A 9014-nucleotide genomic window follows, 5' to 3' on the forward strand; every position below is an offset into this window, starting at 1 on the left:
GCATTCATCTCTCTATTGTCTTCCTCTGTGTTCTCTGCGCTCTCTGCGGTTAAATCATTCCGATGCAACCACAACCGATAACCCACATCAACCTGAAATTTGCCTCGAATCCGAAAATGTAGGTTTGTATTTATTGGTAGGTGGGGGCGGGTTTGCGAGATTGTCTGTTGCAGTCATAAATTATCTGTAAAACCCGTGCCGACGGAATTACGATCAATTCACCAAACACGATGTAACAAATAACAAATAACAAATAACCAATAACCAATAACCAATAACCAATAACCAATAACCAATAACCAATAACCAATTGTTTGTTTAAAGATTAACAGGTAAGCGGATGGTAAAAGTAGAACCCACACCTTCCTGGCTTTTTACTGAAATATTGCCGCCCATCATTAAGCAAAAACGCTGGCTGATTGCTAGTCCCAAACCGGTGCCGCCGTACTTGCGGGTGGTAGAAGCGTCTGCTTGGGTAAATGGTTGAAAAATGTGCTGCACTTGGTCTGGATTCATGCCAATTCCTGTATCTGTACAATTGAAAACTAAAAATTCTTTACAAAGATTTGATGGTGGAGAATTTTCAGGAGGTTCTGAATTGTTTTCTGGTATTGCTTCGCTGATGTCGTCAGCGTTTTCTCGGCTGGCGGTGAGGGTAATTGTACCGTTTTGAGTGAATTTGGCGGCGTTGCTGAGCAAGTTTAATAAAATCTGTCGGACTTTGGTAATGTCACCGTGCATTGTGCCGATATTGCTGATTTGGTGCAGGTTGAGAGTGTTGCTGTTTTTTTCAATTAGTGGGGTGGCGGTGTCGGCGACTTCTTGAATCAAGGCGGTGATGTCGAAGGTTTCTAGGTAAAGATCCATGCGGCCGGCTTCGATTTTAGAGATGTCGAGAATGTCGTTGATTAGCGATAGCAAGTGTCGGCCGGATGTGCGGATTTTGTCTAAGTCTGGGGTGAGTTCGTCGTAGCCCAATTCTTCGGTTTCTTCTTGGAGCATTTCGCTGTAGCCGATGATGGCATTGAGGGGTGTTCGCAGTTCGTGGCTCATGTTTGCTAAAAATGCGCTTTTTGCGGTGGAAGCGGCTTCGGCTGCTTCTAGGGCGAGTTGCAAGGCGGATTCAAAGACTTTGCGATCGCTAATATCTTCGATGCTGCCTTCATAGTAGAGTACCTCGCCGTCGGTGTTGCACACTGCACGGGCGCTTTCGGAAACCCAAATTACGCTGCCGTCAACGCGGTAGACTTTTGACTCAAAGCCGGAAATTTGTCCGAATTCTTTCATCACTCGCATAAACTTTTCGCGCTGCTGGGGATTGACGTAAGCTTGTTGTCTGATGTTTGTGAGATTTGAGATTAATTCTTCGGGACTTGCGTAGCCGTAGATGCGGGCTAAAGCTGGATTTACGCTCAAGAAGCGGCCTTCTGGGGTTGTTTGAAAAATGCCTTCGACTGCGTTTTCAAAGATGCTGCGGTATTTTTGTTCTGCTTGACGCAGTGCGGTTTGTGTCCGATCGCGATCGCTAGCTTCGATCGCCAATGATACCAAATCTGCGAGGGAAGCAGCAAAATTTTGTTCTTCTACTGTCCAGTGGCGAGGAGTTTCCACCTGTTCGATACAAATGACTCCCACTGTTTGTCCTCCCAGCCGCACCGGCGCATCTAAGGTTGATGTGATGTTACTTTCTGCAAAGTAAGATGTCACAAATTCTCTGGTTCTAGTATCTGACAGAGCGTCGTCGGCTGCGATCGTCCGGTATTCCTCCAAAGCTTTAAAATAAGCTGGATAGTCTGCCGCGGCGATTTGGATGCCTTGGAAATGCTGGTTGTTGCTGCGCCTAAATTGGTCGAGACATTCGAGTTTCGATCGGCTTTCGTCGTACAACCACGCTGCGGCTGCTTCTGTGTCTAAGGTACGAACAGCGGCTTCGGTGATTTGCCTCAAAGCTACTTGCAAATCGCCTCGATATAGCACTTTATTTCTTGCCAATTCTACCAAAACCGTATTTTGTTTGAGCAATTGTTTTTGCCTCATCCGCTGCTGGGATTCGGCTCGCTTTTTTTCGGTAATGTCGCGGGCCACCCAAATTACGGATGTTTCTGAGAGCGGTGAAATACTGGCGGCAAAACAAACTTCGCAGCTGTCAATAGTTAAATCGTACTCGACGCTGACTGTTTGTTGAGTATCTAAAGCTGCTCGGATGCGGTTTAAAAAATAGTCGGCTGTAGCTTGTGGAAACACTTCTCCGATTGTTTTGCCTACTAATTCTTCGCATGGTTTGTAGAGCAGAGACATATTTGTGGGGGCGATTTTTAAGTAGCGTCCGGTGGCATCCACAACTATAATTAATTCGTTCATGGCTGCAAACAAAGCCCGCAATTCTGCTTCGGTGGCTTCGAGTTCGGCAGTGCGTTCTGTTACTCGCTGTTCTAAACTGGAGTTGGTTTTTTCGAGGGCGAGAAAAGACGATCGCAATTGTCTGGCCATCTGGTTAAAAGACTGAGCGAGGAGTCCGAGTTCGTTAACGCCTTTGACTTCGACTTCGCCCCCTAATTCCGAGGATGTGAAGTCGGAGGATTCGGACATTTTTGTTAATGCTTTGGATGCTTCCAGCAGTCGGGTAATCGGTTGGACAACCCAGCGAGATGTGAAGATTCCGAGGGCGATCGCCACTATGAAGGCAAAAAAGCACAATAAGATAGTGGTGCGAGTGCTGGCGTTAATTTGCTCCATAAAGTCGGCTTCCGGGATGACCACTACAATCAGCCAATCGAGGCCGCGGCCATCTTGCAGGGGAGCAACTGTAACGAACTGACGTTCGCCGTCTAGATCGAAGGTAAACTGTCCTTGGCTGTTAATTTGTGTGAAACTGCCAAATTGTTTTTGCAAGTATGTCGATGCCGATCGAACTAGCAAATTTTTGCTTTGTGTTGCCAACAGCCGTTTTTGTCCGTCTTTGCTGTTGACAAAGGGCAGTTCGTCTGTGGAACTGGCGACTATTTCCCCGCTGCGCTCGATCGCAAAAACTTGTCCCGACGGGCTAATTTTGATGCTTTTGAGAAAATCGCTGATTTGAGAAAGAGTCAAGTCAATTGCCAGAACTCCCTGGATGCTGCCCGTTTTGCTGTAGATGGGCATCACCGGCGTAATCCCCAGAACTGGCGATGCGTTGAACACGTAAATTGGAGACCAAGTCGCTTTTCCTGACTCTTTGGCCGCCTTGTACCAAGGTCTAGTACGGGGGTCGTAGGGGGCGGTTTTGATTAACTCAGTGCGATTTCCCTGGCTGTCGAGGCGATAAATTTGGCGGTCGGGAGCAGTTGATTCGTCTCTGATGTATACTAACTTTTCTGCTTCGCGTTTGAGCAACAGGAATTTACCTTGTTCGTCGCCGTAGTAAATGGTTGTAGTTCGATCGCTCAGCTTGGTCTGGTTCCACAAATAGCGCTCTAAGTTGGGGAAGTCATCAGGGTCTAGGTTTCCCGAGGCGATTGCAGCAGTATTCATTTGTAGGAACAGGTGAGACACATCCCCAAAACTGCGGAAATTTTCTTTAGTCCGGGCTGCGACTTCAAAGCTCAACCTGGTAGCCAGGTTGTTGACGGCTTTCTGGCTGTTGCGAAACGACAGCCATCCTGTCACCCCGACTGCTACGGAGATTTGCACCACCAGGGGGATCAACAAAACCAGGCTCAGTGACATCTTTGGCGAGCTTTTCATCAGACTGCTGCTCAAACTTTTCAATAACATCAATTTTGTTGCGCTTACCCGGTTTTGGTATCGTTTGTCGTTTAAAAGATGCCCGAGATATTATATACAAAGTTGCACGCCAATAGTGAAGTGCCGCCATCGGCGGTTCAAAACTGGGCTAAGGTTTCAAGCGCTACTTTTAAAAATTATAATATTATTCTGCTGCTACTTGTGTGAAGGCCGTGGTCGCGATCGGGCACTGCGGGCAAAAAACTGACATCGGTCAAAAACAATAGAACTACAGCCAAGCCCCGAAGCACCCTTAACTTATCCGTGAGTCCGAGTTATTTAATCTCAAATCGAATCTTCTCAAATTCTCTCACTTTTTCCGGATGCCGATCGCCAGCCTTACCGATGCTCAATAAAAATTTAAAATTAGATTTTTCTACAAAACTATGACAAATGTAAGTTATTTGACAATCATCTATTAAAAAATTTGCTATTAATAAAATCAGCGGGCAAAATCCAAATCGCACAAAAAGATTGTAATAAAACCATCTGCAGTCGTTCGTGGGCAGCAAAGTCAAGTGTATTTGGCTGTCTCCGGACGATCGACCTTTGAGCAAAACAATACTTCTGGAGGATGACATGAACTATACATTTGAAATCCTAGGCGTATCACCAACCTTATCATTTTTCAACCAGCAGCAGCAATTGCTGCAACAACAGCAGCCGTCCGGTGTAGAATATTTGGGAAACCGCAAGTGTACCCTCGATTCGTTTGTGGCATCCGTGGAAATAATTTCTCCCTATCGCGGCTGGGATGTCGATCGAGTAGTAAACACGGTGATAAATTTCTGGATGAACAACTCCGAGAGCATCCAGTATTGGAAGCACAGGTTGCAGGATGCCGGCAGCGAAAACTTGTTAGTCGCCAGAGTAGGCGATATCAAGTCTTTGCAAGCCGCATTTGAATCGCTGCTAGGCGAATAGGAAAATCGGTAATGGGTAAGAAGTTATTAGTTAGTTGTTATTAGTTAGTTGTTAGTTGTTGGTTGTTGTTGGTTGTTGGTTATTAGTGCTGCCCCTCGATCGAACGTCCAACTTTATCAAAAAGAAGGATAAGATTCTGCTCAATTACCAATTTCTAATAACAAATAACAACTAACAAATAACAACTAACAACTAACAACTAACAACTAACAACTAACAAATAACACAACTAACAACCAAATCTTATGTCTCGTTCCAAAGCCCTGCAATCTTATATCTTTCTCCGCTTGCTCCTAGCACCGCTAATGTTGTGGACAATCACCACAGCAGTATTTTTGTTGCTGCGGGCCACTCCAGGCGACCCCATAGACGCGATTCTCGGCTCGCGAGCTCCCGCAGCCGCCAAAGCAGCAATGCGAACCCAACTCGGCCTCGACGCACCCCTGTCGGAGCAATATTTCAACTACATGAAAGACTTATTCAGTCTGGACTTGGGAACCTCCATCACCACTCGCGGACAAACCGTCTGGCAAATTATCGGAGACTATTTCCCCGCTACAGTCGAATTAGCAGTTTGTAGCATGGCCGTAGCTTTAATTGTCGGCATCACTATCGGTTCCCTCGCAGCATCACGCCCCAACACTATTTTCGATGCAGCAGGCCGTTTGTTTGGCATTATCACTTACTCGCTACCAGCTTTTTGGGCCGGCATGGTATTGCAGTTGATTTTTGCAGTGCAGTTGGGCTGGTTTCCCTTGGGAACCCGCTTTCCGGTGACATTTCCAGCCCCCCAAGGTTACACGGGACTGTACACAATTGACAGTTTGTTGAGCGCTAACCCAGGTCAGTTTCTCACAAGTTTGCATTATTTGGCACTCCCGAGTTTGACGCTGGGAATTCTTTTGAGCGGCATTTTTGAGCGCATTGTCAGGGTGAATCTGAAGCAAACTTTGCAAGCAGATTATGTCGAAGCAGCCCGAGCTCGCGGCATTCCTGAATTGCAGATTTTATGGGCTCACGCTCTGAAAAATGCGCTGATTCCGGTGATTACTGTCTTGGGATTAACTTTTGCGGCACTGTTGGGCGGTGCTATTTTAACGGAGGTTACTTTTTCTTGGCCGGGGCTAGCAAATCGTCTTTACGAAGCGATTAGTTTGCGGGATTATCCAACTGTTCAAGGTATTGTGGTATTTTTTGCAGGGATTGTGGTAATTGCTAGCATTGCAATTGATGTTTTAAACGCTTACGTTGACCCGCGCATTCGGTATTAAATAGTCAGTTGTTAGTTGTTAGTTGGCAGTTGTTAGTTGTTAGTTGTTAGTTGTTAGTTGTTAGTTGTTAGTTGTTAGTTGTTAGTTGTTATAGCCTTTCAAGCGAAAGATGAGGTATGCCGAAGTATGCTGCAACCTTTAGAGTGTAAAGCTTTTCATGGCAAAACTGGTACCTCACCTTTTAGAGAAAGGCTATAGTTGTTAACAGTCAACAGTCAACAGTTAACAGTCAACAGCCAACAGTCAACAGCCAACAGTCAGTTTTTGGGTGCTAGATATCAACCAACGCCAACTTCACGTATTTCGAGAGTCCTCAGAGGACGGGTACGGGAGTCAAATGATTTTGTTAGAGGATGCAACTGCGGGACTCTCAGCTTTTTCTACCTGTACTTTCTGCGCGCGCCAAATGTTGCAGCCAGGATTAGCCACCTCAGAAGCGATCGAAAAAATCGGCTTTTAGGCTCAGGACATTTTGCAGTTTATCGGCAATACTGGAGCAAATAAAATGCAAAATTTGAGGAAACACTGATGAAATTATTGCCAATAACAGTCGCTCTATCGGCTGCTTTGACCCCGCTAATGGCTGAAGCTGCCTTTAGCGGTCCGATGCTGGGAGCAGCCGACTTTCCCAGAGCCTCAAACCCGCGAGTAAACGTGCCGGTTTGCTTCATCGAAACCCCAAGCGGTACAACTTTTGATTTAGTGAGCTTGTGCGGCACCAACGTCGCTCCCCAAAACACTAATCCGGCTTTCGGGAACCCCGCCAATGCTCCTGCAAATAACCCCAATGCAGGCAATCCGGCGGCCGCCCCAAACCCCAACAGCATCACCAGAGATGGTGCCGGCACTCCGATAACTACCCCTGCGGGGACTGCAAATCCCAACAATCCGAACACTCCGAACAATCCGAACAATCCGAACAATCTGAATCCGGGAACTTCGCCGAATACTACTCCGAACAATCTGAATCCGGGAACTTCGCCGAATACTACTCCGAACAATCTGAATCCGGGAACTTCGCCGAATACTACTCCTAATAGCCCTCTGTCTCCCACAGGTGGAAATGCTGGCGACAGCAACGGCGGTTTAGTTCCCAATCCCAATCTCAATCTTCCGAGAGTGCCGCCGAGTTCCTTTGGCCCGGGAGGTGTTGCACCGACTAGAGATGCGATTGACGGCCCCCGTCAGTAAGCCAAGCGCCACGGCCACAGAAACTGGGTTTCTCTGAAATGTGTTCTTTTTTGGGCGATAGTTTACTTTAGAGAAACCCAACATATTTATCTGGCTGTGTAATATTGATGTCAGGTGCGATCGCGATATTCTGTAGCAGAGCAGCGAAATAAAAGTTAAGCTAAGAACTTGTAGGCGCTATCAGCAAAGCATTTTTTCAAAACAGGGGAACCAGTTATTGGCGAGACCAAATTAACCAGATTACTCGGAGGCTCTCCACGAGCAAAATATTTGTGTTAGATTCTCACAAAACTCCTCTAGACCCGATCGCACTTCAGGAGACAATATAGTGTCAAACTTAGTTCAACGACTAGAAATAACCGCTCATCGCCAACTAGAAAAATCCCTCGGCTATCGAGGAGACAGCCGCTGGGTAGCTTGGGGGTGGGAACCCGAGATCGACCACATTATTTGCAGCGATGGCAAAATAGTCGGCACTGGTAATAATATGGCTTGGCTGGTGTTTTTGCAGCACGATTTAGTTCAGCCTGCTGTAGGAGAATACAACTTCGGCGAGGGCGATCGCTACTGGCTGCTTTTAGACAGACAAACTAGAAATCTCTACGCAGGCGAAGCCAAATCAGTCCAAAGTCTGCTAGAACAACCGGAAAGTTTAGCTTTGTTAGCTTGTCTCGACGGCGGCAAGGGCGATCGGCAAACCAGTCAAAATTGGCAGCAAACCCTATCTCAACTAACAGCAACACCAGTTGTTCGCCAACTAACAAATGCCATTCCTTTCGGAATCGCCGCCGCTTTGATAGGTGCTTTAGGAGTCGGAACCGGATTGTGGGTATTGCCGGCAGTGCAGCAAAAACTAGCCGAAAAAACAGCTTTTACTTCCCCAATTAGTTTGGGCGCTAACTGCGGAATTGGCGGTTCCGACGATTTTTCCACTTATGCCGCTTCCTCAAGCAAAAATAAAGAACTTCACTTAATCGGCGTTTACGAAGCTAATGCCGAACACGGGAACCGAGATTTGTCAAAAAGTGCGTTAGCGAAGCCCTCGAAGAGGATCGAAATTAAAGTAGAACCCCGAAACAAGCCAATAATTCTCGCACTTTCGGCCTACGAACCGGTGCAGTGGAACATTACCGCAGAACCGGGTGCAGTCATCGAAAAAATCATCCTTAACGGATACCACAACCAAACCGTTTCCGGCGTTTCAGGAATTCCAATTGAAGACCACAGCTACGAAAAAACCGGAGAGTCTCTCGGCGACTTTATCTACAAGTGGAGTGCTACCCCAGAAAGTAGCGATCCTCGCTCGCTGGTGACTAAATTGGAACAGATAAACCGCACCAGTTTAACTTCTTTTCAAGGATGCTACAGAGGCAAGAACTTTAGGATTAAGTAACAATAATTAATGATTTTATGGCAGGAAACAGCAACAGCATTGCCGTCTCCTAAATAGCCATGTTGTCAATCGTTAGATCAAGAGAAGACTCGTGAGGGTAATTTCAGCATCCAATCCAGTTGATTTTACCCATTACCAGAAATCAGGAAACGGCACTGCCGTGTCCTCTGTTCCCTTGCCTTCTCCGTTTTTTCAGCAATCCGTTGATATTAATTGAATTGTGTATATTTTGTACTGTTATATCGTTTCAGGCTGCATCGGTATTGTTTAAACAGTCAACAGTCAACATCATTCCAGTACAACCGAAATTGATTTTATTTGACAAGCTTATCACATGACTGTATCATAAACTATTAACTTTAATTTTTGATTCTCCACAATCACAATGCTAACAAAATTAAGATGAAATACTGGTACGAAACCCTCGCTGTAGCGCAGAGAATTTTAAGAGAATTGGGAAGGCGAAGACGGAG

The 9014-nt window shown here is 46.2% G+C and carries 6 protein-coding genes; 5 read left to right on the top strand and 1 reads right to left on the bottom strand.

The window, feature by feature from the left end:
* Window positions 1-318: 318 nt before the first annotated feature.
* Window positions 319-3723, bottom strand: a complete 3405-nt coding sequence (locus tag IQ270_RS25090; RefSeq protein ID WP_193975894.1) for a PAS domain S-box protein — start codon at window positions 3721-3723, stop codon at window positions 319-321.
* A 618-nt stretch (window positions 3724-4341) separates the two neighbouring features.
* On the opposite strand from IQ270_RS25090, the gene IQ270_RS25095 reads away from it, so the two are divergent.
* From IQ270_RS25095 to IQ270_RS25115, 5 genes are all read left to right on the top strand, one after another.
* On the top strand, window positions 4342-4686 hold the full coding sequence (locus IQ270_RS25095; RefSeq protein ID WP_193975895.1) for a hypothetical protein: 345 nt from the start codon (window positions 4342-4344) through the stop codon (window positions 4684-4686).
* Between the two features lie 245 nt (window positions 4687-4931).
* On the top strand, window positions 4932-5957 hold the full coding sequence (locus IQ270_RS25100) for an ABC transporter permease (RefSeq protein ID WP_193975896.1): 1026 nt from the start codon (window positions 4932-4934) through the stop codon (window positions 5955-5957).
* A 268-nt stretch (window positions 5958-6225) separates the two neighbouring features.
* Window positions 6226-6417, top strand: coding sequence for a hypothetical protein (locus IQ270_RS25105; protein WP_193975897.1), 192 nt, complete (start codon window positions 6226-6228; stop codon window positions 6415-6417).
* Between the two features lie 68 nt (window positions 6418-6485).
* On the top strand, window positions 6486-7148 hold the full coding sequence (locus tag IQ270_RS25110; RefSeq protein ID WP_193975898.1) for a hypothetical protein: 663 nt from the start codon (window positions 6486-6488) through the stop codon (window positions 7146-7148).
* Between the two features lie 328 nt (window positions 7149-7476).
* A complete protein-coding gene (locus tag IQ270_RS25115) occupies window positions 7477-8541 on the top strand; it encodes a hypothetical protein (RefSeq protein WP_193975899.1) in 1065 nt (354 codons plus the stop codon).
* Window positions 8542-9014 lie beyond the last annotated feature (473 nt).

Source organism: Microcoleus sp. LEGE 07076 (genome assembly GCF_015207455.1).
Lineage (GTDB): Bacteria > Cyanobacteriota > Cyanobacteriia > Cyanobacteriales > Microcoleaceae > Microcoleus.